The sequence below is a fragment of the Achromobacter sp. genome, assembly GCF_050285585.1.
In the GTDB taxonomy this organism is placed as follows: Bacteria; Pseudomonadota; Gammaproteobacteria; order Burkholderiales; family Burkholderiaceae_B; genus Achromobacter.
Genome location: NZ_JBLZXF010000008.1, coordinates 132,710 through 159,218, shown reverse-complemented (window position 1 = coordinate 159,218; position 26,509 = coordinate 132,710). Strand labels below are relative to the sequence as shown.

Genomic DNA, 26,509 nt, shown 5'->3' with positions numbered 1-26,509 from the left:
CCCCCGCCCCGTCGGGCGTTTCAAGAAATACAGCCATCGACGAAAAAAACTACCGAGGGGGCACCACCGCCGTAACCTCGATCTCCACCTTCGCCCGGTCCTCGACCAGGTCGGCCACCTCCACCGCCGTCATCGCCGGGAAATGCCGTCCGATCAACTCCCGGTAGTGTTTGCCGATGGCGGGATATGCCGCCACGTATTCTTCCTTGTCCGTCACATACCACGTCATGCGGACGATATGCTCCGGCTTGGCTCCCCCTTCCGCCAGAATCGCAACGATATTCGCCAGCGTCTGGCGGACCTGATCCGCCAGGTCGTCCGTCTCGAACTGCTGCTGGCCATTCCACCCCACCTGTCCGCCCACGAAAACGAGCTTGCTGCCCACCTGCATCTCGGTGAGCACGCCATTCGAATAGCCCCGGGGCGCCATCCAATCCGGCGGTTGCAGAATCTTCATAACGTCATCCTATTTTCAAGAAAAACAAACTACAGGTGATCCCCGCCGCTTACGCCGCGGGAACCAGATAAGCCTGCATGCGTTCCCGCAGGTCCGCAGGCAGCGGCATGGACTTCATCGTCCGCAGATCCACCGTCACGATCGTCAGCGTCGCCGCCAGGCGCAGCTGGCCGTCCGGCCCTTCGAACTTCACCAGCACCTTGAACGATGCGCCCCCGATGCGCTGTACCTCCAGCACCTGGCGCAAGCGCTCGTGCCAGCGGCTGGGCGCGCTGAAATCGCACTGCACCGACGCCGTCGGCGTGCCGATCTGCCGCTCCACGTGCAGTGCGTGGAACGGCAGTCCCATGCCCTTGTCGAACCACTCCTCGACGAAGTCGTTGATCATTTCGAAGTAGCGGGGGTAGAAGACGATGCCCGCCGGGTCGCAATGACGGAAGCGGACTTCGACCTGGCTGACGAACGGAGCTGCCATGGGGATTCCTTATTGCCTGTTCACGCCATCTTGCGCAGCGCAAAACGCTGCAGCTTGCCGGTTTCGGTGCGCGGCAACGCTTCCACGAACTCGATGGCGCGAGGGTATTTGTAGGGCGCGATGCTGGCCTTGACGAACTGCTGCAGGGCCGCGGTCAGCTCGCTGCCGGCCTCGTAGCCCGGCTTGAGCACCACGAAGGCCTTCACCACCTGGCCGCGCTCGTCGTCCGGCGCGCCGACCACGCCGCACTCCGCCACGGCCTCGTGCCGCAGCAGGGCGTCCTCGACTTCCGGGCCGGCGATGTTGTAGCCGGCGGAAACGATCATGTCGTCGTTGCGCGCCTGGTAGAACAGATAGCCGTCGTCGTCCTGGAGGAAGGTGTCGCCGGGCAGGTTCCAGCCGTCCTGCACGAAGCGGCGCTGGCGCTCGTCGGCCAGGTAGCGGCAGCCCGTGGGCCCCTTGATGGCCAGGCGGCCCACCGTGCCGTTGGGCACGGGCTTCATCTCATCGTCCACGATCCGGGCGACATAGCCCGGCACGACGCGGCCGATCGCGCCGCGGCGCACGGACTCGGGTGGGCTCGACACGAAGACATGGATCATTTCCGTGCCCCCGATGCCGTCGATCATCTCGATGCCCGTGGCCTCTTTCCAGAGTTGGCGCGTGGCGTCAGGCAGGGCTTCGCCGGCGGAAACGCTCTTCTTCAGCGAGGAAATGTCGAACTTGCCGACCAGGGCGGCCATCTGCCGGTAGAAGGTCGGCGCCGTGAAGACGATGGTGGCGCGGAACTCCTGGATCAGCTCCAGCAGGCTTTCCGGCGACAGCTTTTCCGCCAGCACGGTGCTGGCGCCCACCCGCAGCGGGAAGCACAGCAGGCCGCCCAGGCCGAAGGTGAAGGCCAGCGGCGGCGTGCCGCAGAAGATGTCGTCCGCAGTCGGCTTGATGATGTGCTTGGGGAACAGGTCGCACATCGCCAGCACGTCGCGGTGGAAGTGCATGCAGCCCTTGGGCGCGCCCGTGGTGCCGCTGGTGAAAGCGATGAGGCACACGTCCTCGGCCGCCGTATCGCAGGCCTTGAAGTCGTCGGGCTTGGCCGCGGCCAGGGCGTCCAGCGCATCCGGCGCGGCATCGTTGAAATACATGATCTTCGACAGCGCGGGGCAGTGGTGCTCATGCCCGGGCTGCGCGCAGAAATCCGCCTCGTCCTTCAGGCGGATATCGCACAGCACGGCCTGGACCTGCGCCTTCTCGATGATCTGCTTGAGCTCCTTGGCCCGCAGCAGCGGCATCGTGGGCACGGTCACCAGGCCCGCCTTGACCGCGGCCAGCCAGGATGCGGCCATCATGGGGTTGTTCGGACCGCGCAGCAGCAGGCGGTTGCCGGACACCAGCCCCATGTCCTCCGTCAGCACGCGGGCGATGCGGTTGCTCAGTGCCGCAAGCTCGCGATAGGTCATCACGGCCTGCTTGCCATCCTGGCGCCAGCGCAGCGCGATGCGCTCGCCGTGGCCGCGCTCGACCATGGCGTCCACCAGTTCGACCGCGCAATTGAAACGCTTGGGATAGGCCACGTCGGGGCCGTCGAGCAGGAACTCTGGCCATTGCTCGCCCGGGGGCAGGTTGTCCCGGGCAAAGGTGTCGATGTGGGCGGATGCTTCCATGAAATTCCCCTTGGCTATGCGGTGTTGTTGCTTGCCTGGACGCCGGAGCCCGATGGCTCTCCTACGCCTTCAGCAGTTCACGGGCGATGATCAACTTCTGCACTTCGGTGGCGCCTTCGTAGATGCGCAGCGCCCTGATTTCCCTGTAGAGCTTCTCCACCGGCATCCCCGACACCACGCCCGCGCCGCCGAACATCTGCAGCGCGCGGTCGATCACGGTTTGCGCCGATTCCGTCGCCGTCATCTTGGCCATGGCCGCTTCGCGCGTGGTGCGCTGCTTCTTGACGTCGCGCATCCACGCCGCGCGGTACGTCAGCAGCGCGGACGCGTCGATGGCGGTCGCCATGTCGCCCAGCGCGGCTTGCGTCAGCTGCAGGTCGGCGAGCGTCTGGCCGAACATGCGGCGCGACTTGGAGCGCGCCACGGCCTCGTCCAGCGCGCGGCGGGCAAAGCCCAGCGCGGCGGCCGCCACGGAGGCGCGGAAGATGTCCAGCGTCATCATGGCCAGCTTGAAGCCCTGGCCCGCGTCGCCCAGCCGCTGCGACGCCGGAATGCGGCAGTCGTCGAACGTGATGGTGGCCAGCGGGTGCGGCGCGATCAGGTCGATGCGTTCGCTGACCTCGAAGCCCGGCGTGCCGGCATCGACCACGAAGGCGCTGATGCCGCGCGCGCCGGGCGCTTCGCCGGTGCGCGCGAAGACGCAATAGAAGTCCGCGATGCCGCCGTTGGAGATCCAGGTCTTGGCGCCGTTCAGCACGTAATGGTCGCCGTCCTGCCGGGCCTCGCACGCCAGCGCGGCCACGTCCGATCCCGCGTCGGGCTCGGACAGCGCGAAGGCGGCGATGGCTTCGCCCCGCGACACGCGCGGCAGGTAGCGCTGGCGCACCTCGTCGGATCCCATGAGCGAAATGGCCCCGCTGCCCAGCCCCTGCATGGCGAACGCAAAGTCCGCCAGGCCTTCGTGGCGGGCGAAGGTCTCGCGCAGGATGCAGACCGCGCGGGAATCCACCTCGGGCAACGCGCCTCCCCAGGCTCCGCCGGGGCCGCCCGCCACCGCGTAGCGCAGCCAGCCGGCCTGGCCCATGGCCTTCACCAGCTTCTTGCAGGCCCCGTCGGCGTCGTGGTGGTCGACGTCGCCCAGCGACTGCTCGCACCACGCGTTCACGTCATGCGCCAGCTTGCGGTGCGCGTCGTCGAAAAAAGGCCAGTCCAGCCAGCTCATGTCACTCATCTAGATTCCTCTTCGCATCCAACCATTTCGATCCCGAGTCTCCGCGCGCCCTTGAGAGGAAGCGCCGCAGGCGCTTCCGGGGGGGTGGCCGTCAGTCCCCCTGGAATACCGGCTTCTGCTTCGCCACGAAGGCCTCGTAGGCCCGGTGGAAATCGCGCGTCTGCATGCAGATGGCCTGGGCCTCGGCTTCGGCCTCGATGGCCTCGTCCACGCCCATGTTCCATTCCTGGTGCAGCAGCTTCTTGGTGACGCCATGGGCGAAAGTCGGGCCCGCGGCCAATTGGGCGGCCAGCGTCTGCGCGGCGTCGGCCAGCGCGCCGGATTCGTGCAGGGCATTGAAGAAGCCCCAGCTGGCGCCCTCTTCCGCCGTCATCGCGCGGCCCGTGTACAGCAGCTCGGAGGCGCGGCCCTGGCCGATCATGCGCGGCAATAGCGTGCAGGCGCCCATGTCGGCGCCGGCCAGGCCCACGCGGGTGAACAGGAAGGCCGTGCGCGCCGCGGGCGTGCCCAGGCGCATGTCCGAGGCCAGCGCCACCATGGCGCCCGCGCCGGCGCAGACGCCGTCCACCGCCGCTACGATGGGCTGCGGGCAGGCGCGCATGGCCTTGACCAGGTCGCCCGTCATGCGGGTGAAGTCCAGCAGTTCGGGCATGGACATCCTGGTCAGGGGGCCGATGATTTCGTGCACGTCTCCGCCCGAGCAGAAGTTGCCGCCCGCGCCCGTCACCACGACCACCTTGATATCGGTGGCATAGACCAGCGACCGGAACAAGTCGCGCAGCTCGGCGTAGGAGTCGAACGTCAGCGGGTTCTTGCGCTCGGGGCGGTTCAGGGTGACCGTGCCGACCTTGCCGTCGGCCGACACCTGCCACAGGAACGTCTTCGCCCGATAGCCGGCGAGCGGACGCTTGTGGTGCTTCATGGTGTGTTCTTCGGGCTGGGTGTTCATGGTGTCTCCGTTCTTGGATCTTCGGGATGGGTGGGGCGCCGGCCTCAACCGGTCATCACTTCGCCGCCATCGACGGCGATGGCCTGGCCATTGATGGACGCCGAGGCCGGCAGGGCCAGCCAGGCAACCGTTTCGGCCACTTCCTCAGGCTGCACCAGGCGGCCTTGGGGGTTGCGTTCGGCCAGTTTGGCGCGCGCGGCTTCCGGCGTCATGCCGGTCTTGTCGACGATGTTCGAGACCGCGCCGCGCACGATGTCGGTTTCGGTGTAGCCGGGGCAGACGGCATTGACCGTAACGCCCTTCTGGGCGGTCTCCAGCGCCAGCGAGCGGGTCAACCCCACCACGCCGTGCTTGGCCGCGCAATAGGCGCTGACGTAGCCATAGCCGATCAAGCCGGCGGTGCTGGCCACGTTGATGACCCGCCCCCATTTCTCTTTCAGCATGCCGGGCAAGGCCGCCTGGATGCAGTGGAACGTGCCCGTCAGGTTGACCGCAATCATGGCGTTCCACAAGGCGGTATCGGTGCGATCGAAGCGCTCGCTGACCGCCTGTCCGGCGTTGTTCACCAGCACCAGCACCGGCCCGAATTCCGACTCGGCCTGGGCGAAGGCCGCCCGTACCGATGCGTCATCCGCGATGTCGGCGCTGACGGCCTGCACCTGCCCCAGGCGGGCCAGGCTGTCGGCCGCGGCGTCCAGGGCCGCGCCGTCACGGCCCAGGAGCGTGACGCGGGCGCCGCGCTGCAGCAGGGCCCGGGCGCAGGCGAGCCCGATGCCGCGCGCGCCGCCCGTCACCAGGGCATGGCGTCCGGCCAGGGGGAGCGGGGTTGCATTCATTTGATGTCCAGTTGCGCCAGGGCGGCGGCGCGTTCGAAATTGGTTTCCAGCTGGCGTTTGCCTGCGAAGTACTGGCTCGGCCACGTTACGTCACGGTAGCCCACCCGCGCCGCTTCGCGTAGCGTCCAGGAGGCGTCGGCCAAATGGGGACGCGCCAGCGCGCAAAGGTCCGCCCGGCCCGAGGCGATGATGCCGTTGGCGTGATCGGCCTCGAAAATGGCGCCCACCGCGATGGTGGGGATGCCGGCCTCGTTGCGCACGCGGTCGGCGAACGGGGTCTGGAACATGCGGCCATAGACCGGCTTCTCTTCCTTGCTGACCTGGCCGGACGAGCAATCGATCATGTCGGCGCCGGCGGCCTTGAAGTGGCGCGCGATTTCCACGGCGTCATCGGCCGTGATGCCGCCCTCCACCCAGTCGCTGGCGGAGATCCGCACCGACATGGGTTTGTTCTCGGGCCAGACGGCGCGCACGGCGTGGAACACCTCCAACGGGAAGCGCAGGCGGTTTTCCAGGCTGCCGCCGTATTCGTCCTCGCGGTGGTTGGTCAGGGGCGAAATGAAGCTGGAAAGCAGGTAGCCGTGGGCGCAGTGCAGTTCCAGCCAGTCGAAGCCGGCCTGTTCGGCGCGGCGCGCGGCGGCGACGAAGTTGTCGCGCACCTCGTCCATGTCCGCGCGGGTCATGGCGCGGGGCGTCTGCGACACGCCTTCGATGTAGGGCAAGGCGGAAGCCGAGATCAGCGGCCAGTTGCCCTCGGCCAGCGGATGGTCGATCTTCTGCCAGCCCAGCTGCGTGGAGCCCTTGCGCCCGGCATGGCCCAGCTGCATGCCGATGCGGGCGTCGCTGTTGCCGTGCACGAAATCGACGATGCGGGAGAAGGCCTGGCGCTGCTCGTCGTTCCAGAGGCCGGGGCACCCCGGGGTAATCCGGCCGTCCGGCGACACGCAGGTCATTTCCACCATGACCAGGCCGGCGCCGCCCATGGCGCGCGCTCCCAGGTGGACCAGGTGGAAGTCGCCCGGCACGCCGTCGACGCAGGAATACATGGCCATCGGCGAGACCAGGATGCGGTTCTTGAGCCGCACGCCGCGCACCGTGTAGGGCGTGAGCATGGGCAGGGCCGGGCGCTCGCCCGGCGCCGTGGCGGCGCCCGCGTGCTCCGCGATCCAGCGTTCGAAACCTTCCAGCCAGGCCGGATCGCGCAGGCGCAGGTTCTCGTGCGAGATGCGCTGCGAACGGGTCAGCAGCGAATAGGCGAACTGCTCGGGCTCCAGGTCGGCGTAGCGCGCGACGTTCTCGAACCATTCGGTGGAGTTGCGGGCGGCGTTCTGGATCTTCAGGACTTCCACGCTGCGCACGTCCTCGTAGTGCTTGAGTCCGTGTTCAACGCTGCCTTCCGCGCCGCTCAGGCAACGGGCCAGCTCGATGGCGTCTTCGAGCGCCAGCTTGGTGCCCGAGCCGATCGAGAAATGCGCGGTGTGGGCGGCGTCGCCCATCAGCACGACCGGCACGCGGCGCTGGCCGCGGGCCGTTTCCAGCGTGTTCCAGTGCACCCAGGTGTTGCAGATGACGCGCGGGAAGCGGATCCAGATGGCCGAGCCGCGCAGGTGCGTCGCGTTGCTGACCAGCGGATTGCCGTCCAGCCACGGCGCGAACAGTTTTTCGCAGTAGGCGATGCCCTCTTCCTGGCTCATCTGCTCGATGCCGGCGGCCTGCCAGGTTTCCTCGGGCGTTTCCACGATGAACGTGGACATGCCGTTTTCGTAGCGGTAGGCGTGCGCCTGGAACCAGCCGTGCTCGGTCTGCACGAAGGCGAACGTGAACGCGTCGAATACCTTCTTGGTGCCCAGCCAGACGAAGCGGCAACGGCGCTGGTCGATATCGGGATGGAACGTGTCCGCGTAGCGGGTGCGGACCTGGCTGTTGATGCCGTCCGAGGCGATGACCAGGTCGGCGTCGTATTCACGGGCGATGGCCTGGTCGTCCTGCACGAAATTCTCGAACACCAGCTTGACGCCCACGTCCTCGCAGCGCGCCTGCAGGATGTTCAGCAGCTTCTTGCGGCCGATGCCGATGAAGCCGTGGCCGCTGCTGCGCATGCTGCGGCCCTTGAAATGGATGTCGATGTCGTCCCAGTGGTTGAAGGCGTCGCCGATGGTCTGGGCGGAGACGGGATCGGCTTCGCGCAGGTTCTGCATGGTGGCGTCGGAAAACACCACGCCCCAGCCGAAGGTGTCGTACGGGCGGTTGCGCTCGATCACGGTGACTTCGTTCTCGGGGTTCTGCAGCTTCATGAGCAGACCGAAATACAGACCGGCGGGACCGCCGCCAATGCAGACTATTTTCATCGCCGTACACGCTCCGTGGTATGCGACATCCGCTCTGTATTCCTGGAGCTGGGGCCGCAGAGATTTAAACCTTGATAGTTTAGGCTTGAAATATATACCCGACGGAAGAGGGTTGCAAATGGGGAAAGTATCTAGATCGGTCGGGTTTTAAATGGGGACGATCTTGGATCGCTTGCTGTCGAGGGAATCGCGGGGCGGTGATGCGGACCTGGGCGCGCACGCCACCCATCCGGCGCGTTCTGCAGATAGATGTGAGAGCGCAGGATGTCTAGCGGTCCGGGTGTCGGACACCCGGCCTCTTCCCGGCAGCGCGCAGCGTCATCGCCAACCGCAAGACGCCGCGCAAGCCCCCGGTGACGTCAAGTTTCAAGCACCCGAGCCCGTCGCGGCGGGCGTCTTGAAAACTCAACCGACACCGCCAGCCCGCAAACAAATAAAGCCCTTACGGCCTCCCCCGTAACCACTCTTCCAACTCCTCGGCCGGCAACGGCGGAGAAAACAGGAAACCCTGCCCCGCCGCGCACCCCTGTTCGATCAGGAAACGCCGCTGTTCTTCGTTTTCGACGCCCTCTGCCACCACCGGCAGGCTCAGGCTCTCGCCGATCCGGATGACGGCGCTGGTCAGCGCGCGGGCGGCGTCGTCGCTTTCCAGGCCCTGGACGAAGCTGCGGTCCAGTTTCAGTTCGTCCACGATCAGCCGGCGCAAGTGCCCCAGGCTGGAATAGCCCGTCCCGAAATCGTCCATCGACAGGCGCACGCCCAGCCGGTGCAGCTCGGCGATGGTGCGCAGCGTGCCCGCGGTGGCGTCCAGCACCACGCCTTCGGTAATTTCCAGCATCAGGTCCGCCGGCGCCAGGCCGAACTCGGACAGGATGGCCTCGATCATCCGGGGCAGGTTCAGGTTGTGGAAATTGGTCGCCGAGAGGTTCACCGACACCGACGGCACCCGCAGTCCCTTGGCGCGCCAGACCGCCAGCTGCGAACACGCCTCGCGCAGGGCCCAGTCGCCCAGGTCCCCGATCAGCCCGCACTCCTCGGCCAGGGGCACGAAGCGCGCGGGGGAAATATCGCCCAGGGTCGGATGCCGCCAGCGTGCCAGCGCCTCCACCCCGTACAGGGCGCCGTTCTCCAGGCCGACCTGGGGCTGGTAGTGCAGGCGCAGGGCCTTTTCCTCCAGCGCATCGCGCAGCGCGGCCTCCAGCGCCAGTCTCTCCTGCGCCTGCCGGTTCATTTCGGCGCTGAAGAAGGAAATGCGGTTGCGCCCCGCCGTCTTGGCCTGGTACATCGCCATGTCGGCGTGGCGCAGCAGCGTATCCATGTCGCGCCCGTTCTCGGGGAACACGCTGATGCCGATGCTGACGGACGGGTTCAGGGTGATGCCGCCCACCGAGAACGGCTGGGCGAGCGCCACCAGGACGTGCTCGGCCGCCGCGGTCAGGCGGCCATGCTCGAAGTCCGGCATCAGCATCACGAATTCATCGCCCGACAGCCTGCCGACGATGTCGCTTGCCCGCGCCAGCCGGCGCAGGCGCTGGGCCACGTCGCGCAGCAGGGCGTCGCCGATGGGATGGCCGAGCGTGTCGTTGACCTGCTTGAAGCGGTCCAGGTCCAGGAACAGCACCGCCACGCGCTTGCGCTCGGGCTCGGCGCGGGCGATGGCCTGCTCGGCCTGCGCCAGCAGCAGGTTGCGGTTGGGCAGGCCCGTCAATTCGTCGTAGAACGCCAGCTGGCGGATGCGGGCGCGGGCCTCTTCGCGCTCCAGCGCCAGGGCGCAGAGATAGACGCATACGTCCACCAGCCGGTGGTGGAAATCGTCGGGCAGGCGCCGTTCGCGGAAATAGAAGGCGAAGGTTCCGATCACCCGTCCGTCGCTGGACTTGATGGGCGAGGACCAGCACGCCTTGATGTCCTCCGGCAGCGGCATGTCGCGATAGCCGTCCCACAGCGGATCGGTGGCGATGTCGGGCACGATGACCGGCCTGCCCAGGAAGGCGGACGTGCCGCAGGCTCCCGCCTGCGGGCCGATGGCCGCGCCGTCCAGCGCCTCCGCGTAGGCGACGGGCAGGCTGGGCGCGGCCAGCGGCCGCAACAGGCCGGCATCGTCCACCCGCAGCACGCTGGCCGCCACCTCGGGCGCCAGCCGTTCCACCTCGCGGCACACCATGTTCATGACCTCGATCACCGAGGCCTCGTTGACCATGGCCTGCAGCACGCGGCGCTGCAGCACCTCGTGCACCTTGGTGGGCGTGATGTCCGTCAGCACATCCACGATGTTGACCAGGGCGCCGCGATCGTCGAACACGGAGTTGGCCATCACGGAAACCCACAGCGGCCGGCCGGCCCGGTCGTAGACCAGCACGTCCTTGTGATAGCCCTCGCGGCAGGCGATGCGTCGCGCCAGTTCCTCGCGCGTGCCGCCGTCCTGCCTGCCCCCGGACAGCAATTCGCCGAGCTCCTGCTCCACGGCGTCGCCCCGGGAGAATCCCAGCATGCGCTTGAAGCCGTCGTTCACGTAGACGATGCGGCCGTCCTGGCCCGACACGGCGACGGCGTTGCCGGTTTCGTTGATGCCCAGGAGCAGCAGGCGGATCTCCTCCTGGCGCTCCGCGTCCGCGATGGAACGCCGCGAAATGACGGTAATGCGCGCCACTTCGCCCGCTTCGTCGAGTATTGGAACGTAAGTCGCTTCGATCCAGAGGAAATTTCCGCCCTTCCTGCGATAGCGGCAGGTGCCCGAGAAGTGTCTGCCCCCCAGCAACCGGGTCCAGACCTGCTCCCCGCCGACGATGCCCTTGCCTTCGTCCAGGCTGTCGCACAGCATGTCGTGGCGCAGGGTCAGGGCTTCCTCGCGCGGGTATCCCACGGCGGCCAGGAAGTTCTCATTGGCGCGCACCAGGGAGCCGGCCGCGTCGAAATCGAACAGCAGCAGCGCCCGATCCATCGCCGTCAGGTAATTGCCCGCGCTCCAAGCGGCCCGTTGAGGCCCCGCGGCGAAAGCGCCTGGATAAGAATCAAGCATATGGGGCTCCATGCCGGATAACAGCGGGTCCGGTTTCATTCAGCGCTTGGGAAAACCCAGGGCGACACGGTCGCGGCCGTCCTGTTTGGCGAGGTACAGCGCCTGATCCGCGCGGCTGAGCGTCTCCGAAAAAGTCTCTCCCAGTTGGTGGTACGCCATGCCTATGCTGATCGTCAGCCTCAACACGCCGTCGCCGGCCGCGATCGTCAGCGCCCGCACCGCGCCGACCAGCCTGTCCATGACGCGCTGCGCCGCTTCGGACTGCGTGCTGGGAAGCAGCACCAGAAACTCCTCTCCGCCCCAGCGGCCGCACAGGTCGTACTCGCGCAGGTTCTTGCCCAGCACCCCGGCCAATTCGACCAGGGCGCGGTCGCCGGTTTCGTGGCCGTAGCGGTCGTTGACCGATTTGAAGTGGTCCACGTCCAGCATGGCCACCACGAAGCTCTCGCCGCCACGGGAGGCGCGCTGGACCTCCTGCTTGATCATTTCCATCAGCGCGCGCCGGTTCAGCAGCCCGGTCAGCGGATCGCGGTTGGAGGTTTCCAGCAGCGCGACGTTCAGGTCGCGCATCATGCTCTGATAGTGGTCCGAAATCCGCGCGATGCGCGTCAGCCGGCGCAGTTGCCGGTCGAACCGGTCGCACAGGCCCAGCTCGCGCTCGTGCGCCATGCTCTGGTAGGCGTCCGACAGCTGGGTCACGCGTTCGATGCGCGCCATCTGTTCCGCGGTATGCCGCCACAGCGCTTCCAGTGCCTCGCGCAGGGGGTGCCCCTCGTAGGCCGGATCGGCCAGCAGCGCGGAGATGCGTTTGTCCAGCTGGGCGGCGTCGGGTTTCATTGGCGGCCGACGACCGAAAAGGGGAAGGTGCAGTCTTCCTTGAATTCCTCGGCCAGCTCCCCCACGCGCTCGTTGCGCATGTCGTAGTACCAGGTGACGCTGACCTCGCGGCCCTTGCCGTGCGCCGCCTCCAGCAGGTCGAAGATATCCATGACGGACTTGATGCTGCTGGTGTTCAGGTACAGCAGCTCCAACTCCAGCTTCAAGGGCGCCGCGCTGCCCAGCAGGTAGGCCTCGACCCACTCGATGACCGGGCCGAAGAGTTCAAAGGAATTCTCGGGATAGGAGTCGCCGCGCATCGCCAGCACGCCGGCTGCGGCATCGGCGTCGATGGCGGGCGTGGACTGCGTCCCGGGAATGTTCAGGTCTTTCATCAATTGCTCCGAAAATATTGCTTGGGCGCGCGCGCCTTCAAATCACGACGCTCAGGCTGAAGAACGCCTGCCCCGCGCCCTTGGCTGGGGTCAGGCTGGCATCCAGCGGCGCGCCGGCGCGGCGGGCGATATCGATCAGCCCCAGGCCCGCGCCCGAGGCGACGCCCTGGGCGCGCGGCTTGTGCAGCTGCTGCTTGTATTCAGCCTTCAGGGCGGGCTTGTCCAGCGCCGCCAGTTCCTGGATGCGCGCAACCAGCAGTTCGCCGTCTCCGGCCTTGACGAGGTTGCCCGCGGACACCACGTAGCGGCTATCGTCGCGGCGGCCGATCACCACGGTGGCCGACGCGTCCACGTCGCCGTTCTGCGCCGCATACTGGCGGATGTTCTGGATCATTTCGATGTAGACCGAGAACACATCCATGGCTTCCGCCGGCCGGGCGTGCTCGGCGTTCAGGTAGTTCTTGAGCGCGTTGCCGATTTCCTCGATCAGGCTGCGGGAAATCGGTCCGTTGAAGCACAGCAACGTGCGATTCTGGTTGAATCGTTCGCCCAATGCGTAGAGATCGGAGGCATTCATGGAGGTTACGCCCTGATTACGTTTATTCGAAACGGAACGACAGCAAGGTGATGTCGTCGCGCTGTGGCCGTCCGCCCTGGTACTCCGCCAGGGCCTGGGTAAATGCGGCCGCCTGTTCGGTTAACGGCTGGCGCGCGTGCCTCTTGAGCATTCCGGCGAAACGCGTGTTGCCGAAACCGAAGCCATGCTCGCCGCCGGCCTGGTCCAGGAACCCGTCCGTGGCCAGGTAATAGGTCCAGCCGGGTTCCAGCTTCAATTCGATGTTCTGGTATGTCTCGGTGCGCTTGTCGCCCAGCGCGCGCTTGCCTCCGGGCACTTCGCGCAGGACCTCGCCATTGCTTGCGTACAGGCTGATCTTGGCGCCGGCGTACAGCAGCCGGCCGGCCTGGCGGTCAATATATACCAGGCCCGCATCGGTATTGGTGGCCAGCGCCCGCGGCAATTGCGCGTCCGCAAGCATGGCGCGGATCGCGCTGTCCGTGCGGCCAAGGATGGCGGCGGGATCGGCCGGGCCGACCTCGGTGATCGCCAGGTCGATGGCGGCACGGGCCAGCATGGTCATCAGCGCCCCGGGCACGCCGTGGCCGGCGCAATCCATGATGCCCAGCAGGCAGTTGGCGCCGTCCGAGCGGAATACGTAGAAATCGCCCCCCACCACGTCGCGCGGCTTCCACAGCACGAAATGGTGCGCGCCCAGCGACTGGGTCAGCTGGCGGTCCGGCAGGATGGCGCGCTGGATCAGGCTGGCGTAGTCGATGGAATCGTCGATCTTCTTGTGGGCGGCGGCCATGGCGCGGTTGGCGTCCTCGAGCTCGGAGGTCCGTTCGCGCACCTTGGTTTCCAGTTCGGCCGTGTGCTGGCGCACCTTGTCGGCCATGACCCCGAAGGCGCGGCTGAGGTCGCCGATCTCGTCCTGGCCGCCCGGCGGCAGGCGCACATCGTAGCTGCCGTCGGCGATGGCCCGCGCCGACTGCTGCAGGCGGCGCAGCGGGCGCAGCATCAGGCGCTCGATCGCGTACCCGAAGCACAGCAGCATGGCCGCGAACAGCACCACCAGGCCGATCGCCGCCGGCCAGAGCCAATCCGTATCCAGCACGCGGGCGGCGCCCAGGTCCACCACGGTCAGCACGTGCCAGCGGAGTTCGGGCATATAGGCCACGGACACCAGCTGCCGGACGCCGTCCATCGTCACCCAGGCCGACTGCGCCGACTGCGGGTCGGCCTGGGCCGCCTTCATGGCGGCGGCCAGCTCGTCCCGCCCTTCCCCGCCGTCCAGCAGGTTGAACACCATTCCACGGCCGTTGCCGGCGCCGCCCGCGCCCGAGTTGTAGGCGATGAGCGAAGCGTCCATGTGCGCCTGGATGGCGCCTTCCGTGTCGACGATGATGGGCGTGACGCCCGGCTGGCCGCTGTTGACGAAATCGCGCAGGAAGCCGCCGACGTCCAGGGCCGATCCCGTCAGCCCCAGGACGCGGTCGCCGTCGCGCACCTGGACGTTGATCCACACTTTCGTGGTCTTCAGCTTCAGGTCCGGATTGACGTTGATGTTGTATTTTGCGGGGGATTTCAGCGTCAGATAGAACCATCCGTCGTCGGCCGCCGTACGGCTGAGCGTGTAGCGCGGCGCTTCTGACAGCGGCTGCTCGTCGTTGAAGTAGTAATTGCCGGAGGCCGCGCTGGCGATGAAATAGGCCCGCCCCAGCAGATCCCGCCGGTAGCCGTCGGCTTCGCGGAAGAACAGCTCGCGCGCGGCGGCATCGCTTTCGTGGCGCAGCCAGCGCCGCGTGACTTCGCTATCGGCCAGCCGCAAGGACAGGGCGAGTTCGCGCGAGACCGGCGCCAGGATGCGCTGGCGGTTCAATTGCGTGAAGTTGTCGGCGAAAGCGCGCCCGAAGTGCTCCCTGACCCCGTCCAGCACCTGCCATCCAATCAATGCCGCCGGCGCCAGGGCGACCACGCACGCCAACAGCAGCGCCATCAACGATTTCCTGCGCAAACCCCATTTCGCCATGCGAAGTTTTCCTGACAACTCGAATAAAACGTGACGCGCCCGCTCCGGGCGCCCCGGGGCGGCGCGCCCGGCGCGACAAGTGTAGATAACAGTGGATCCAATTGAAACTGGCGAAAGCGAGTGTAAACACCCGATTCGCCATAAGTTTCATCGCGGCAATGTAAATGCCGATTTATTGCGATTTATATCAATGCGGCGAGTATGTTCCGGCGCGGACTGCGGCTTTCCCGCTACACGCCCAGGTAGCGTTCCCAGAGACCGCGGTCGGCGTCCAGGGCCTGCGAATCGCCTGTCCATACCACCTTGCCGCGCTCCAGGATCACGTGCCGGTCGGCCAGGCTGAGCAGCCGTTCGACATATTTGTCGATGACCAGGATGGTCTGCCCCGCCTGGCGCAGCCGCGCCAGGCAGTTCCAGATTTCCTCGCGGATCTTGGGCGCCAGGCCTTCGGTGGCCTCGTCCAGGATCAGGAGCCGCGGATTGGTGACCAGGGCGCGGCCGATCGCGAGCATCTGCTGCTCGCCGCCGGAGAGCTGGTTGCCCATGTTGCGGGCGCGCTCGTGCAGGCGGGGAAAGAGTTCGAACACCCGCTCCGGCGTCCAGGGCGCGCCGATGTCCGGATTGCGCGCCGCCACGAAGGCCGTCAGGTGCTCGCGCACCGTCAGGTTGGGAAAGCACTGCCGCCCCTCCGGCACGATGGCCATGCCGGCCCGCGCGATGCGGTCCGGGCTCCAGCCGCTGATGTCCTGCCCGGCGAAATGGATCCGGCCGCCGCGCAGCGGCAGCTGGCCGAACAGCGTGCGCAGGAGCGTGGTCTTGCCCATGCCGTTGCGGCCCAGGAGGGTCACGACCTGGCCCGCGCCGATCTCCAGGTCCACGCCGAACAGCACCTGGCTGGCGCCGTAGCCGCTCTTGGCCGATTCGATGGTCAGCATTACGCGGTCTCCTCGTCGCCCAGGTAAGCCTGGCGCACTTCGGGGTTGGCCCGGATCTCGTCCGGCGTGCCCGTCGCGATGACGCGGCCATACACCAGCACCGAAAGGCGGTCGGCCAGGCGGAACACCGCCTGCATATCGTGTTCGACCAGCAGCATGGCGGCGCGTCCCCGCATGGATTCGATCAATTCGGTAAGGCGGACGGTTTCGTCCGGCCCCATCCCCGCCATGGGCTCGTCCAGCAGCAGCACGCTGGGCCTTGCGGCCAGCGCCAGCGCGAATTCCACTTTGCGCTGTTCGCCGTGCGGCAGGGTGCCCGCCGGGCGTTCCAGCAGGCTGGCGTCGATGGCGCATTCCCGCGCCAGTTCGCGCGCCTGCTCGTACAGCGCGGACTCGGCCGCCCGCGGCTTCCAGAAGCGGAAACTGGTGCCCGCGTGCGCCTGCACCGCAAGCACGAGGTTGTCCAGCACATTGGACTGCTTGAAGATATTGGTGATCTGATAGGACCGCGACAGACCGGCGGACACGCGCTGGTGGGCGTTCATGCCCGTAACGTCGCGGCCGCCCACGCTCAGCGTGCCCGAATCCGCCGACAGCGTGCCCGATAGCAGGTGGATCAGCGTGGATTTGCCTGCGCCATTGGGGCCGATCAGGGCATGGATCTCGCCCGGGTTCAGCGACAGCGACACATTGTCGGTGGCGACCAGCGCGCCGAAGCGGCGCACCAGCCCCGAAGCCTGCAGGGCCGGGGTTACGGAAACGTTCATGATCCCACCTTGCCGGATTGCGCAGCGGCGCGGCCGCCGAACATGGGGCCGAACAGCCCGACCAGGCCGCGCGGCGCGCCGAACACCACGCACAGCAACAGCACGCCCAGGGGCAGGTGCCAATATTCCGTCCACAGCCGCAGCACTTCCTCCAGGGTCAGCATCACCACGGCGCCCGCCACCCCGCCATAGCGCAGGCCGATGCCGCCCACCAGCACCATGATCAGCAGGTTGGCCGATTGGGTCCAGTGCATGAGGCTGGGCGAGATGAAAAGGTTGTGGTTCGCCAGCAGCGCGCCGGCCAGGCCGGCCACGGCGCCGCTCAGCGTAAAGGCGGTCAGCTTGAGCCGGTAGACCGGGTAGCCCATCGACTCCATGCGCGACTCGTTTTCGCGGATGCCTTGCAGGGCCGTGCCGAAGCGCGAGGCCACCACGCGTCCGAACACCCACATGACCAGCGCGAACAGGACCAGCACCAGGTAGTAGAAACTGACGTCATTGGCCAGGTCGATGCCGGGCAGGCTGGAATAACCGGGCAGGTTCAACCCGTCCTCCCCGCCGTATTGGCGCAGCGAAATGAAGATGTAGAACAGCATCTGCGCGAACGCCAGCGTGATCATGATGAAGTACACGCCCCGCGTGCGCAGCGAGATCGCTCCGGTGATGCACGCCAGCACCGCGGCCAGCAGCATGGCCGCGGGCCAGGCGACCAGCGCCGAGGTGATGCCCGACATGGCCAGGATGCCCACGGCGTAGGCGCCGGTGCCGAAAAAGGCCGCGTGCCCCAGCGCCACCATGCCGCCATAACCCAGGATCAGGTTCAGGCTGGTCGCGGCCAGGGCGTAGATCAGCACGCGCCGCACGAAGGAGATGTAGAAGTCCAGGCCCAGGGCGGGCGCCACCAGGGGAAATGCCGCCAGCGCGGCCAACAGGACCACCGTCCAGATCGTGGATTTCATGCTCACCCTCTCGCCGGAAACAAGCCGGAGGGCCGGAACACCAGCACTGCCGCCATCAGCACGTAAATGGCGATGGCCGCCAGCGTCGGGCCGACGCTGGAAGCCACGGCCGGGGAAAAGACCTGGCGCAGCAGCATGGGCAGGAAGGCTCGCCCCGCCGTGTCCACCATGCCGACCAGCAGCGCGCCGACGAAGGCGCCGCGGATCGACCCGATGCCGCCGATGACGATGCAGACCAGCACTAGGATCAGGATTTCCTCGCCCATGCCCACCTGCACCGAGGTGATGGGACCCAGCAGGGCGCCGGCCACCGCGGCCAGCATGGCGCCCAGCGCGAATACGCCCAGGAACAGCAGCGGCACGCGCACGCCCATCAGCGTGGCCATCTGGCGGTTGGAGGCGCCGGCCCGCACCAGGACCCCGGCGCGGGTGCGCGTCACGAACCAGTACAGTCCGGCCGCTGCGCCGACGCCGAACACAATGATCATGAGACGGTAGGCGGGATAGAGCAGATCGGGCAGCAGGCGCACGGGCCCGGAAAGCGCGGCCGGCATGTTCAGCATCACCGGAGCGGGGCCCCAGATCATCTTGACCAGGTCGTTGGCGATGAGGATGATCGCGTAGGTGCCCAGGACCTGGGCCAGATGGTCGCGCAGCGCCAGGCGGCGGATCAGCACGAGTTCCAGGAACACGCCGACCAGGCCGGTGGCGACGGCCGCCACCAGGACGGCGGCGGTGAAGGAACCCGTGCGCTGCATGGTTTCGGCGGCCACGTAGGCGCCGGCCATGTAGAGCGAGCCGTGAGCCAGATTCATGATGTCCATGATGCCGAACACCAGGGTCAGCCCGGCCGCGATCAGAAACAACATCAACCCAAACTGCAGACCGTTCAGCAATTGCTCGACGATCAGCGTAAACGTCATAAGAACTTCCCCTTGCTGCGCGTTGCCGATAGCCCCGCGCGCGGCCAAATCACCAAAGCCAATCTGATTGCGCATCGCGCCGGCGCACCCCGCGCCGCGCGTGCAATGGTGTCACTCCATCCGGATGCCGCGGAGCCGGCTTCGCCGGTCCGCAGGGCATGCCCCCTCGAGGGGGAAGCGCGCAGCGCTTCGGGGGTGGGCCCGCCCCCTACAGCTTGCAGTCGCCGACGTAGACGTCCTGGTACTTGTCGAACACCTTGCCCACCAGCTTGTTGGTGACGCGGCCGCTGCCGTCCTTTTCGACGACGCGCAGGTAATAGGCCTGGATCGGATAGTGGTTCTTGCCGTAGGTGTAGCTGCCGCGCACCGAGGGGTAGTCCGCCTTTTCGAGCGCCTTGATGATGGCGGCGCGGTCGGAGGCCTTGCCGCCGGCCTGCTTGACGGCGGCGTCCATGGCCATGATCACGTCATAGGACTGGGCGGCGTAGACCGAGGGGTAGCGGCCGTTGTATTCCTTGCGGAAGGCCTCGACGAAAGCCTTGTTCTGCGGCACGTCCAGGTCATGCGCCCACTGCGCCGTGTTGTACATGCCCAGCATCGGGTCGCCCACGGCCTGGATCACGTCCTCGTCGGCCGAAAAACCCGGGCCGATCAGCTTGACGCTCTGCGACAGGCCGGTGGACACGAACTGCTTGACGAAGTTGATGCCCATGCCGCCCGGCAGGAAGATATAGACCGCATCGGGCTTGGCCGCGCGGATCTGCGCGAGTTCGGCGGCGTAGTCGATCTGGCCGAGCTTGGTATAGACCTCGTCGCCGGGGGGGGTCTTGTAGCCGCGCTTGAAGCCGGCCAGCGCGTCCTTGCCCGCCGGATAGTCGGGGGCCATGATGAACATCTTCTTGAAGCCGCGGTCCGCGGCGACCTTGCCCGCCGCCTCGTGGAAGGCGTCGTTCTGGTAGGACGTGCCGAACCAGTAGGCATTGCATTGCGCGCCGGCGAACTGGCTGGGACCGGGATTGTTCGACAGGTAGGGAACCTTGGCGGCGAACAGCGCGGGGCCGACGGCCAGCGCCACGTTCGAGCCGATCGGGCCGGTGAAGAAATCGATCTTGTCGCGCTGGATGTAGCGCGTCACCAGTTGGCGGGCCTGGTCGGGGTTGCCGCCCATGTCGGTCTGCACGAATTCGGCGGGTTGACCGCCCAGCTTGCTGCCCAGCTGCTTGATGGCCAGGTTGAAGCCGTCGCGGGCTTCCGCGCCCAGGGCCGCGAAGGGGCCGGAAATGTCGTTGGCGATGCCGACCTTGATCGTGTCGGCGCTGGCCAATGCCGGAACCAGGGCGGCGGCGGCCAGAAGGGAAGTGATCAAACGCATGGTGGTGTGCTCCGTGCGCGAGCCGCGCAGAGGGTTTTCTTCTTGAAGGTGCGATTCGAAGGACTTCTTGTGCCCGGCCTGCCGACGCCGTGGCGCCGCCTTCCTGAGCCACCCCGATCCCCTTGTGCAGCATAGGGAAAGCTGGCGTGGTTCATAGTTTAGGTTTAAAGTATCCCCCAAAACAAGTCTAGGGTTTTTACCAACGGGTTTCCCGATAGCGACCGCCATGGCCACCCTTCACCCTGCCCTTTACCGCAATTATGACCGCGCCGCGCTGGACATCCAGTACAACGCTCGCGCGACAGTACCCGACATCCAGCCGATACTCAAGAAGTACGCCGAGGACAGCGCCGAGGCGCGGCGCACGCTGGACTGTGCGCTGGATGTGCCGTTCGGCGACCACGCCGACGAATTGCTGGACATCTTCCCCGCCGCCGGCGGCGCGCGCAACGCGCCTGTGTTCGTGTTCATCCACGGCGGCTACTGGCGCCTGCTCTCCAAGAGCGACTCCAGCGGCATGGCGCCCGCCTTCACGCGGGCCGGCGCCGCGGTCGTGGCGGTGAACTACTCCCTGGCCCCCGCCGTCACGCTGGACCGCATCGTGGACCAGAACCGGCGCGCCCTGGCCTGGATCCACCGCCACATCGCCGAATACGGCGGCGATCCCGCCCGCATCCATATCTGCGGCAGTTCCGCCGGCGGGCATCTGGTCGGCGCGCTGCTCTCCAGCGGCTGGCACGCCGGCTACGAGGTCCCGCCCGACGTGATCCGCGGCGCCGCGCCGCTGTCCGGCCTGTTCGACCTGCGCCCCCTGGTGCACACCCATGTGAACGAGTGGATGCGCATGAGCGAGGCCGACGCCATCCGCAACAGCCCTGCCCTGCAGCTTCCGCAGGCAGGCTGCCCGCTGGTGGTCAGCTATGGCGAAACCGAGACGGCCGAGTTCAAGCGCCAAAGCGACGATTACCTCGCCGCCTGGCTCGAACGCGGCTTTCCCGGGCGCTACGTGCCGATGCCCGGCACGAACCATTACGACCTCGTCTTGAGCCTCAACGATACCCAAAGCCCGCTGACCCGCGCCCTCTTCGAACAGATGGGTCTGGCGCCCGCCCCTCATGCCCGGTAACTCGCCATGATCAACGCCCCCGACCTGGAATCCCGCGCCGCGCCGGACGACCACCACGCGCTGCGTCTGTGGTTGCGCATGCTGACTTGCGCCAATCTCGTCGAAAGCGAGATCCGCAGCCGCCTGCGCAACGAATTCGATACGACGCTGCCCCGCTTCGACCTGATGGCGCAATTGCAGCGCGCGCCGAAGGGCATGAAGATGGGCGAGCTGTCGCGCCACATGATGGTCACCAACGGGAACATCACGGGCATCACGGACCAGCTCGAAAAGGAAGGGCTGGTCGTGCGCACCAAGGTCGAATCCGACCGGCGCAGCTCGCTCATCAAGCTTACGCCGCTGGGCAGGAAGACCTTCGCCCGCATGGCGCGCGCCCACGAAACCTGGGTCAAGTCCATGTTCGGCGACCTGCCCGAGGCCACCCGCAACGCGCTGTTCCAGGCCCTGGGCGAACTCAAGCTCCAGGTGGTGGCCACCCGCTCGGCGGCGGCCAAGGCCTGAAGCGCCATCCGCGCTGAAACCGCCCGCCGGTTTGGCGCATAATTGCCGCCATGATTCCGGTTTCCCTTCCTGGCGGCAATTTCTACGTGTTGATGGCGGTTTCGCTGGCCTGCCTCTCCACGCTGCTGACCTGGCTGGCCGTTCTGGCCACCACCCGTAGCGCCCGGCACTGGCTGGGCGGCCACCGCCGCACCGGCACCGTTCTGATGGCGTTTCTCGCCGTCGTCGGGGCCATCTTTCCCTACCAGCAGTTCAGCCTGTGGTTTTCGGCCCAGCGCGACGCGCAGGCCGACGCCGGCCGCAGGACCGTCCTGGCCCAGCCCACCATGCTGGCCGGCGTGGAAATGCCGGCGGGCACCGAGCTCCGCCTGGCCGCGCCGGGCGACCTGGGCTCGTTCGAGCGCGCCGTCTTCCCTGAAGCGCACCCCGCCCCCATCCAGGGCATTACCGCGACCCGGCTGTTCCGCTACCCGGCCAACGGCAAACAGGCCGAAACCCTGTCGGTCGAGATCGAGCGCGACCAGGCGCTGGATGGCTGGCTGTGCGCGCACGGCCACCGGATCGAATTCGTATTGCGGGACGGCCACCCCCGCTTCTCCAGCTGCCATCTGGCGATCGGCAATACCCTGGACCGGCAGCCCGTGCCCGCGGGCGCCTGGCTGAAAGTCATCGCCGGGGCCGGCGCGGCCGGCGACACGCCGCGCTGGCTGCTGCGCACCGAGGGCAGCGACGCCCTGGACGTGGCCCGCCTGCCGCTGCTGAAGGTGGACATGCAGCTGGATGGCCAGCGCCGCATGCTGGGCTTCGAGGGCCTGCTGGCGCGCGAAACCGTCCTGGGCGACATGACCTACCCCCCGGGCACCCGGGTGCTGGCCGCCAACGCCGGGCTGCCCGGCGCCCAGGCGGGCGACCTGCTGTTCTCTCCTTCGCGGGGCCGTTCGGCGCGGCGCGCCGGCGGCGACGACGTGCCCGCCGGCAACTCGGTGCTGCAGGCCCCCGACGGCACGGTGCGGGGCGTGCTCGGCAACCGCGAGGCCGGCGTGCTGGACGTGGCCGCCATGCGGATCGGTCCCTGAGGGGATCTCCCCATGACGTCCCCCGGCCCGAACCGGTGGGATAATACGAAGCTTTCCCCCGCGCGCCGCCTCTTCTGGCGGCGATTCCGTCCTGCTCATTCATGAGACGAAGTCATGGCCGTTAACCTGCAGATCCCCTCCGAGTCCGAAATTTTTCCTGTTGCCGGCGTTGAAATCGGCGTCGCCGAGGCCGGCATCCGCAAAGCCAACCGACGCGACCTGACGGTATTCCGCCTGGCCGAAGGCACGAGCGTCGCCGGCGTGTTCACGCGCAACCGCTTCTGCGCGGCGCCCGTGCAGGTCTGCCAGGCCCACCTGGCCGCCGGCGGCCCCATCAGCGCGCTGGTCATCAATACGGGCAACGCCAACGCCGGCACCGGCGAGGAAGGCCTGAAGAAGGCGCAGGACACCTGCGCCGCGCTGGGCCAGCTGCTGGGCGTGCCCGCGGCCCAGATCCTGCCCTTCTCCACCGGCGTCATCCTGGAGCCGCTGCCTCTGGACCGCCTGGTCGCCGGCCTGCCCCGCGCCATCGCCGACCTCGCCGCCGACCACTGGTCCAGCGCCGCCCACGGCATCATGACGACGGACACCCTGCCGAAGATCTCCTCGGCCCAGGTCCAGATCGAAGGCAAGACCGTCACGTTCACCGGCATCAGCAAGGGCGCGGGCATGATCCGCCCCAACATGGCCACCATGCTGAGCTTCCTGGCCACGGACGCCGGCATCGCCCAGCCCCTGCTCGCCAAGCTGGCCGTCGAGATCGCCGACGCCTCGTTCAACCGCATCACGGTCGACGGCGACACCTCCACCAATGACTCCTTCATCATCGCCGCCACCGGCAAGTCGGGCGTCAACGTCGATAGCGAGTCCGACGCCGCCTACGCCGCGGTGCGCGAGGCCCTGACGGCCGCGGCGCTGGAACTGGCCACCAAGATCGTGCGCGACGCCGAAGGCGCCACCAAGTTCATGACGATCCGCGTCGAAGAGGCGGGCAACACCGAGGAAGCCCTGAAGGTCGCGTACGCCGTGGCGCACTCGCCGCTGGTCAAGACCGCCTTCTTCGCGTCGGACCCCAACCTGGGCCGCATCCTGGCCGCGGTGGGCTACGCCGGCATCGACGACCTGGACGTCTCCAAGATCCGCCTGTGGCTGGACGACGTGCTGGTGGCCAAGGACGGCGGCCGCAACCCCGCCTACCAGGAAGCCGACAGCCAGCGCGTGATGAAACAGGCCGAAATCCTGGTGCGCATCGCGCTGGGCCGCGGCCAGGTGAGCGACACGGTCTACACCTGCGACTTCTCCCACGAATACGTGTCGATCAACGCCGACTACCGTTCCTGATCCGCCCCCAACCTGGACCCGAGACGTGACCGCAACCGAGTTTTCCACCCTCATCCAGCGCGCCGAGCGCGTGCTGGCCCAGTTGGAAGCCTGGCTTCCTCCCGCTCCGCCCGAAATCGACTGGAGCGCCCACGCCTTCCGCTGGCGCAAGCGAGGCTCGCGCGGCTGGCTGGACGCCGTGCGCCACGTGGCGCGCATCGACCTGGAAGACCTCCAGCACATCGAGCGGCAGAAGTCCATCATCGACCGCAACACGCTGCAGTTCATCGACAGAAAGCCCGCCAACAACGTGCTCATGACCGGAGCCCGCGGCACCGGCAAGAGCTCGCTGGTCAAGGCCATGCTGGCCGCCTACGGCGACCGGGGGCTACGCCTGATCGAGGTGGACAAGTCCGATCTGGGCGACCTGGCCGATATCGTCGAGCTGGTGGCCTCGCGCCCCGAGCGCTTCATCGTGTTCTGCGACGACCTGTCGTTCGAAGAAGGCGAGGCCGGCTACAAGGCATTGAAGTCCGTGCTGGACGGCTCCGTTTCCGCCTCCGGCGACAACGTGCTGATCTACGCCACCTCCAACCGGCGCCACCTGATGCCGGAATACATGAGCGAGAACCTGGCGGCCAAGCACCAGCCCGACGGCGAGATCCACCCCGGCGAAACGGTCGAGGAAAAGATCTCGCTGTCCGAGCGCTTCGGCCTGTGGCTGTCGTTCTACCCGTTCAAGCAGGACGACTACCTGGACATCGTCTACCACTGGCTGCGCGAACTCGGCTGCCCCGAAGCGCAGATCGAGCCGTCGCGCACCGAGGCCCTGCAGTGGACGATCGAACGCGGCTCGCGCTCGGGCCGCGTGGCCTACCAATTCGCGCGCGACTGGGCGGCCCGGCATGTCTGAGAAGATTGTCGACGTCGCGGCCGGCCTGATCCTGCGCCCGGACGGCATGCTGCTGCTGGGCCAGCGTCCGGAAGGCAAGCCCTGGGCGGGCTGGTGGGAGTTGCCGGGCGGCAAGCTCGAACCCGGCGAAACCGTGCTGGAAGCGCTGGCGCGCGAGCTCCAGGAAGAGATCGGCATCCGCGTCACGCAGTCCCGCCCCTGGGTCACCTACGTGCATGCCTACCCGCACACCACGGTGCGCCTGGCCTTCTGCCACGTCACGGGCTGGGAAGGCGAGCCGCGCGGCCTGGAAAACCAGCGGTTGGAATGGGTGGACCCGGCCAAGGCGGCATCGGTGGGCGACCTGCTCCCCGCCACGCTGCCTCCGCTGCGCTGGCTGCAGCTGCCCACCGCCTACGGCATCAGCGGCATCGGCTCGCGCGCGGGCGTGCCCGCCTTCCTGGGCCGGCTGGAAGCGGCGCTGGCGCGCGGCGTGAAGCTGGTGCAGCTGCGCGAGCCGCAATGGCCGGACGGCGTGGGCGCCACTTCGCTGCATGAAGTGATGCAGGCCGTGCTCAAGCGCTGCCGCGCCGCGGGCGCCCGCGTGCTCGTCAACAGCGTCCACCCCGCGGCCTGGTGGAAGGAAGCCGACGGCGTGCACCTGCGCAGCGCCGACGCGGCCCGCCTGACCGCCCGCCCGGCATTGCCCGCCGGCGCGCTGGTCGGCGTATCGGCCCACGACAACGCGGAAGTCGTGCATGCGCGGGAACTCGGCGCGGACTTCGCCGTGCTGGGCCCCGTTCTGGAAACGGCGTCGCACCCGGGCGCCCCGGCGCTGGGCTGGGAAGGTTTCGTCGCCGGCAACCGCGATGCGGGCATTCCGGTGTACGCGTTGGGAGGGCAATCCGCCGCTACGGTCTCTGCCGCGTTGCGTCATGGCGCGCATGGGATTGCCGGGATACGCGGGTTGCTCTGAACGAACGGGTTCTTAAGACGCCGCTCACGTCGGTGGCCCCGCGCCCCCCCCGGCCCTCGCCGTGGCCGGCGTCTCAAGAACTCAAAGACGCCCAGACCCAGACCGTCCCGCCAGCCAAGTATCCTGCCGCGAAGAAAAGCGGCACTTCAATCGATCTTGTAATCCATCCAGGAAGCCACCATCTCCCGCAGCCCGCCACCGTCCTCGAAGGACTCGCGCCCGCCCTCGGCCTTGTTGCGCCCCAGTTCCAGGATATACATATAGTCGGACACCTCCGCGCAGCGGCGCACGTTCTGGTCCACCAGCACCACCGTCATGCCCTCGTCCGCGAAGCCGCGGATCAGGCTGTAGATCTCCTTGGAAATCTTCGGCGCCAGCATCGCGGTCGGCTCGTCCAGCAGGATCACCGAGGGCTCGATCAGCAAGGCCCGCCCGAACTCCACGAAGCGCTGCTGCCCCCCGCTCATGCTGGACACGGGATCGTTGCGCTTCTGCGCCAGAATGGGGAAGCGGTCGTACACGGATTCGATGCGCTGGCGCACCCGCGCCTTGTCGCCGCGGAACGGCCAGCAGCCCAGCAGCAGGTTGTCGTGCACCGACAGATCGCCGAACAGGCTGCGGTGCTGCGGCACGAACGCCACGCCGTGGCTGGCGCGTTCGTGCGAAGGCTGCGCGCTGATGTCCTGTCCTCGCAACGTAATGCGGCCCGTGCGCGGCGGCAGGAAGCCGAACAGCGTCTTGAGCACCGTGGACTTGCCCGCGCCGTTGGGCCCGATCACCCCGGTGACCTTGCCCGCGCGCGCCTGGACGTTGATGCGGTTGAGAATGGTGATATCGCCATGATAGGCGACGGTCACATCCTCCAGCGCGATGATAGGCGTGCTCAT

Annotated in this window: 24 protein-coding genes; 6 read left to right on the top strand and 18 right to left on the bottom strand. The window is 67.4% G+C overall.

The window, feature by feature from the left end:
* Nucleotides 1-49 precede the first annotated feature (49 nt).
* The 17 genes from ACN6PJ_RS13805 to ACN6PJ_RS13725 form a co-directional block, all read right to left on the bottom strand.
* A complete protein-coding gene (locus ACN6PJ_RS13805) occupies nucleotides 50-457 on the bottom strand; it encodes a RidA family protein (protein ID WP_427996434.1) in 408 nt (135 codons plus the stop codon).
* A gap of 49 nt (nucleotides 458-506) precedes the next feature.
* Complete coding sequence (locus ACN6PJ_RS13800) at nucleotides 507-932, bottom strand: acyl-CoA thioesterase (RefSeq protein WP_427996433.1); 426 nt, start codon at nucleotides 930-932, stop codon at nucleotides 507-509.
* 20 nt (nucleotides 933-952) lie between these two features.
* Complete coding sequence (locus ACN6PJ_RS13795) at nucleotides 953-2,593, bottom strand: AMP-binding protein (protein ID WP_427996432.1); 1,641 nt, start codon at nucleotides 2,591-2,593, stop codon at nucleotides 953-955.
* Nucleotides 2,594-2,654: 61 nt separating this feature from the next.
* On the bottom strand, nucleotides 2,655-3,824 hold the full coding sequence (locus tag ACN6PJ_RS13790) for an acyl-CoA dehydrogenase family protein (protein WP_427996431.1): 1,170 nt from the start codon (nucleotides 3,822-3,824) through the stop codon (nucleotides 2,655-2,657).
* A gap of 91 nt (nucleotides 3,825-3,915) precedes the next feature.
* Nucleotides 3,916-4,773 carry an enoyl-CoA hydratase family protein gene (locus ACN6PJ_RS13785; RefSeq protein ID WP_427996430.1) on the bottom strand — a complete coding sequence of 286 codons (858 nt, stop codon included), beginning with the start codon at nucleotides 4,771-4,773 and terminating at the stop codon, nucleotides 3,916-3,918.
* 44 nt (nucleotides 4,774-4,817) lie between these two features.
* Nucleotides 4,818-5,609, bottom strand: coding sequence for an SDR family NAD(P)-dependent oxidoreductase (locus ACN6PJ_RS13780; protein ID WP_427996429.1), 792 nt, complete (start codon nucleotides 5,607-5,609; stop codon nucleotides 4,818-4,820).
* Complete coding sequence (locus tag ACN6PJ_RS13775) at nucleotides 5,606-7,957, bottom strand: bifunctional salicylyl-CoA 5-hydroxylase/oxidoreductase (protein ID WP_427996428.1); 2,352 nt, start codon at nucleotides 7,955-7,957, stop codon at nucleotides 5,606-5,608. The genes ACN6PJ_RS13780 and ACN6PJ_RS13775 overlap by 4 nt, the downstream gene beginning before the upstream one ends.
* 442 nt (nucleotides 7,958-8,399) lie before the next feature.
* Nucleotides 8,400-10,976: a sensor domain-containing protein gene (locus ACN6PJ_RS13770; protein WP_427996427.1), complete on the bottom strand. Its 2,577-nt coding sequence runs from the start codon at nucleotides 10,974-10,976 to the stop codon at nucleotides 8,400-8,402.
* Nucleotides 10,977-11,015: 39 nt separating this feature from the next.
* Nucleotides 11,016-11,813 (bottom strand): biofilm regulation diguanylate cyclase SiaD, encoded by a 798-nt coding sequence (gene siaD, locus ACN6PJ_RS13765; RefSeq protein WP_427996426.1) that lies wholly within the window; start codon nucleotides 11,811-11,813, stop codon nucleotides 11,016-11,018.
* Nucleotides 11,810-12,187, bottom strand: coding sequence for a biofilm regulation phosphoprotein SiaC (siaC, locus tag ACN6PJ_RS13760; protein WP_427996425.1), 378 nt, complete (start codon nucleotides 12,185-12,187; stop codon nucleotides 11,810-11,812). Before siaC ends, siaD begins: the two co-directional genes overlap by 4 nt.
* A 37-nt stretch (nucleotides 12,188-12,224) precedes the next feature.
* A complete protein-coding gene (gene siaB, locus ACN6PJ_RS13755; RefSeq protein ID WP_427996424.1) occupies nucleotides 12,225-12,764 on the bottom strand; it encodes a biofilm regulation protein kinase SiaB in 540 nt (179 codons plus the stop codon).
* Between the two features lie 22 nt (nucleotides 12,765-12,786).
* Nucleotides 12,787-14,775, bottom strand: coding sequence for a biofilm regulation protein phosphatase SiaA (siaA, locus tag ACN6PJ_RS13750; RefSeq protein ID WP_427996423.1), 1,989 nt, complete (start codon nucleotides 14,773-14,775; stop codon nucleotides 12,787-12,789).
* 230 nt (nucleotides 14,776-15,005) lie between these two features.
* On the bottom strand, nucleotides 15,006-15,710 hold the full coding sequence (locus ACN6PJ_RS13745) for an ABC transporter ATP-binding protein (RefSeq protein WP_427996422.1): 705 nt from the start codon (nucleotides 15,708-15,710) through the stop codon (nucleotides 15,006-15,008).
* The gene (locus ACN6PJ_RS13740) at nucleotides 15,710-16,477 is read right to left on the bottom strand and encodes an ABC transporter ATP-binding protein (protein ID WP_427996421.1); all 768 of its coding nucleotides are present in this window, start codon (nucleotides 16,475-16,477) and stop codon (nucleotides 15,710-15,712) included. The genes ACN6PJ_RS13745 and ACN6PJ_RS13740 overlap by 1 nt, the downstream gene beginning before the upstream one ends.
* Entirely contained in the window at nucleotides 16,474-17,436 is a 963-nt protein-coding gene (locus ACN6PJ_RS13735; protein ID WP_427996420.1) for a branched-chain amino acid ABC transporter permease, read from the bottom strand. Before ACN6PJ_RS13735 ends, ACN6PJ_RS13740 begins: the two co-directional genes overlap by 4 nt.
* Before the next feature lie 2 nt (nucleotides 17,437-17,438).
* Nucleotides 17,439-18,359: a branched-chain amino acid ABC transporter permease gene (locus tag ACN6PJ_RS13730; protein WP_427996419.1), complete on the bottom strand. Its 921-nt coding sequence runs from the start codon at nucleotides 18,357-18,359 to the stop codon at nucleotides 17,439-17,441.
* 208 nt (nucleotides 18,360-18,567) lie between these two features.
* Nucleotides 18,568-19,731 (bottom strand): ABC transporter substrate-binding protein, encoded by a 1,164-nt coding sequence (locus tag ACN6PJ_RS13725; protein WP_043544719.1) that lies wholly within the window; start codon nucleotides 19,729-19,731, stop codon nucleotides 18,568-18,570.
* A 226-nt stretch (nucleotides 19,732-19,957) separates the two neighbouring features.
* Between ACN6PJ_RS13725 and ACN6PJ_RS13720 the strand changes: the two genes are divergently transcribed.
* The 6 genes from ACN6PJ_RS13720 (at nucleotide 19,958) to ACN6PJ_RS13695 (ending at nucleotide 25,622) form a co-directional block, all read left to right on the top strand.
* Complete coding sequence (locus ACN6PJ_RS13720) at nucleotides 19,958-20,857, top strand: alpha/beta hydrolase (RefSeq protein WP_427996418.1); 900 nt, start codon at nucleotides 19,958-19,960, stop codon at nucleotides 20,855-20,857.
* A gap of 6 nt (nucleotides 20,858-20,863) precedes the next feature.
* Nucleotides 20,864-21,358, top strand: a complete 495-nt coding sequence (locus ACN6PJ_RS13715; RefSeq protein WP_427996417.1) for a MarR family winged helix-turn-helix transcriptional regulator — start codon at nucleotides 20,864-20,866, stop codon at nucleotides 21,356-21,358.
* Nucleotides 21,359-21,408: 50 nt separating this feature from the next.
* Complete coding sequence (locus tag ACN6PJ_RS13710; RefSeq protein WP_427996416.1) at nucleotides 21,409-22,434, top strand: hypothetical protein; 1,026 nt, start codon at nucleotides 21,409-21,411, stop codon at nucleotides 22,432-22,434.
* Between the two features lie 114 nt (nucleotides 22,435-22,548).
* The gene (argJ, locus tag ACN6PJ_RS13705) at nucleotides 22,549-23,775 is read left to right on the top strand and encodes a bifunctional glutamate N-acetyltransferase/amino-acid acetyltransferase ArgJ (RefSeq protein WP_427996415.1); all 1,227 of its coding nucleotides are present in this window, start codon (nucleotides 22,549-22,551) and stop codon (nucleotides 23,773-23,775) included.
* Nucleotides 23,776-23,800: 25 nt separating this feature from the next.
* Nucleotides 23,801-24,667, top strand: a complete 867-nt coding sequence (locus ACN6PJ_RS13700; RefSeq protein ID WP_427996414.1) for an ATP-binding protein — start codon at nucleotides 23,801-23,803, stop codon at nucleotides 24,665-24,667.
* Nucleotides 24,660-25,622 carry a Nudix family hydrolase gene (locus tag ACN6PJ_RS13695; protein ID WP_427996413.1) on the top strand — a complete coding sequence of 321 codons (963 nt, stop codon included), beginning with the start codon at nucleotides 24,660-24,662 and terminating at the stop codon, nucleotides 25,620-25,622. The genes ACN6PJ_RS13700 and ACN6PJ_RS13695 overlap by 8 nt, the downstream gene beginning before the upstream one ends.
* 146 nt (nucleotides 25,623-25,768) lie before the next feature.
* Here the strand turns inward: ACN6PJ_RS13695 and ACN6PJ_RS13690 are convergent, their stop codons facing one another.
* Nucleotides 25,769-26,509, bottom strand: coding sequence for an ABC transporter ATP-binding protein (locus ACN6PJ_RS13690; RefSeq protein WP_427996412.1), 741 nt, complete (start codon nucleotides 26,507-26,509; stop codon nucleotides 25,769-25,771).

Coding starts and splice junctions, on each gene's coding strand:
- ACN6PJ_RS13805 (WP_427996434.1), bottom strand. CDS start 457: ATGAAGATTCTGCAACCGCCGGATTGGATGGCGCCCCGGGGCTATTCG.
- ACN6PJ_RS13800 (WP_427996433.1), bottom strand. CDS start 932: ATGGCAGCTCCGTTCGTCAGCCAGGTCGAAGTCCGCTTCCGTCATTGC.
- ACN6PJ_RS13795 (WP_427996432.1), bottom strand. CDS start 2,593: ATGGAAGCATCCGCCCACATCGACACCTTTGCCCGGGACAACCTGCCC.
- ACN6PJ_RS13790 (WP_427996431.1), bottom strand. CDS start 3,824: ATGAGTGACATGAGCTGGCTGGACTGGCCTTTTTTCGACGACGCGCAC.
- ACN6PJ_RS13785 (WP_427996430.1), bottom strand. CDS start 4,773: ATGAACACCCAGCCCGAAGAACACACCATGAAGCACCACAAGCGTCCG.
- ACN6PJ_RS13780 (WP_427996429.1), bottom strand. CDS start 5,609: ATGAATGCAACCCCGCTCCCCCTGGCCGGACGCCATGCCCTGGTGACG.
- ACN6PJ_RS13775 (WP_427996428.1), bottom strand. CDS start 7,957: ATGAAAATAGTCTGCATTGGCGGCGGTCCCGCCGGTCTGTATTTCGGT.
- ACN6PJ_RS13770 (WP_427996427.1), bottom strand. CDS start 10,976: ATGCTTGATTCTTATCCAGGCGCTTTCGCCGCGGGGCCTCAACGGGCC.
- siaD (WP_427996426.1), bottom strand. CDS start 11,813: ATGAAACCCGACGCCGCCCAGCTGGACAAACGCATCTCCGCGCTGCTG.
- siaC (WP_427996425.1), bottom strand. CDS start 12,187: ATGAAAGACCTGAACATTCCCGGGACGCAGTCCACGCCCGCCATCGAC.
- siaB (WP_427996424.1), bottom strand. CDS start 12,764: ATGAATGCCTCCGATCTCTACGCATTGGGCGAACGATTCAACCAGAAT.
- siaA (WP_427996423.1), bottom strand. CDS start 14,775: ATGGCGAAATGGGGTTTGCGCAGGAAATCGTTGATGGCGCTGCTGTTG.
- ACN6PJ_RS13745 (WP_427996422.1), bottom strand. CDS start 15,710: ATGCTGACCATCGAATCGGCCAAGAGCGGCTACGGCGCCAGCCAGGTG.
- ACN6PJ_RS13740 (WP_427996421.1), bottom strand. CDS start 16,477: ATGAACGTTTCCGTAACCCCGGCCCTGCAGGCTTCGGGGCTGGTGCGC.
- ACN6PJ_RS13735 (WP_427996420.1), bottom strand. CDS start 17,436: ATGAAATCCACGATCTGGACGGTGGTCCTGTTGGCCGCGCTGGCGGCA.
- ACN6PJ_RS13730 (WP_427996419.1), bottom strand. CDS start 18,359: ATGACGTTTACGCTGATCGTCGAGCAATTGCTGAACGGTCTGCAGTTT.
- ACN6PJ_RS13725 (WP_043544719.1), bottom strand. CDS start 19,731: ATGCGTTTGATCACTTCCCTTCTGGCCGCCGCCGCCCTGGTTCCGGCA.
- ACN6PJ_RS13720 (WP_427996418.1), top strand. CDS start 19,958: ATGGCCACCCTTCACCCTGCCCTTTACCGCAATTATGACCGCGCCGCG.
- ACN6PJ_RS13715 (WP_427996417.1), top strand. CDS start 20,864: ATGATCAACGCCCCCGACCTGGAATCCCGCGCCGCGCCGGACGACCAC.
- ACN6PJ_RS13710 (WP_427996416.1), top strand. CDS start 21,409: ATGATTCCGGTTTCCCTTCCTGGCGGCAATTTCTACGTGTTGATGGCG.
- argJ (WP_427996415.1), top strand. CDS start 22,549: ATGGCCGTTAACCTGCAGATCCCCTCCGAGTCCGAAATTTTTCCTGTT.
- ACN6PJ_RS13695 (WP_427996413.1), top strand. CDS start 24,660: ATGTCTGAGAAGATTGTCGACGTCGCGGCCGGCCTGATCCTGCGCCCG.
- ACN6PJ_RS13690 (WP_427996412.1), bottom strand. CDS start 26,509: ATGAGCACGCCTATCATCGCGCTGGAGGATGTGACCGTCGCCTATCAT.